General features: G+C 72.9%; 1 protein-coding gene and 1 pseudogene. Both read left to right on the top strand.

Annotated elements, in window-relative coordinates:
- Window positions 1-190 (top strand): hypothetical protein (locus AC01Y6_RS11115; RefSeq protein ID WP_476671590.1); only part of this gene is annotated, 190 nt, incomplete at its 5' end.
- Between the two features lie 9 nt (window positions 191-199).
- A pseudogene (locus AC01Y6_RS11110) lies at window positions 200-565 on the top strand (hypothetical protein); the annotation flags it as partial.

Raw genomic sequence — 565 nt, 5'->3', positions numbered from 1 at the left:
GCAAGAACGGCAGTCCATCTCTCTGGTGGCCCGGGTGCGGCTTCCCGTGGAAGCGGCCCGGGTTTTCGGCTCTTTGGCCCCGGAGGACCGCGCTAGCGTGGTCATGGCCGGGTTGAGGACCTTCGGGCTCCTCTCCGAGGAGGAGGAGCGCGATAAAACCCCCGCCCCCGCCCAGGGGCGGGGGCGCTAGGGGGTTGCCGTGCCGCGTCAAGACCAGTTTACCACGGCCCCCCTCCACATCCCGCCCTCCCTCCGGGAGGAGCACCGCTGGGCCGTGTGGCGGTATGAGGAGCGGGAGGGCGAGAAGACCAAGGTGCCCTACCGGGGGGATGGCCGTAGGGCCCGGGTGAACCGCCGCGAGGACTGGGGCCCCCTCGAGGCCGCCTTGGCCGCCCTGGGGACGGGGCGCTACCACGGGCTGGCCCTCCTCCTCGGGGAGGGGGTGTGCGGGGTGGACCTGGACTGGAAGGGGCTCTCCCTCAACGGGGAGCTACCCCCCGAGGCGCGCCGCGTGGTGGAGGCCCTGGGCTCCTACGGGGAATGGAGCCCGAGCGGGAAGGGGGTC

Source organism: Thermus sp., from assembly GCF_056332225.1.
The sequence above is the reverse complement of the archived record's forward strand: the minus strand, read 5'-3'. Positions and strand labels throughout refer to the sequence as shown.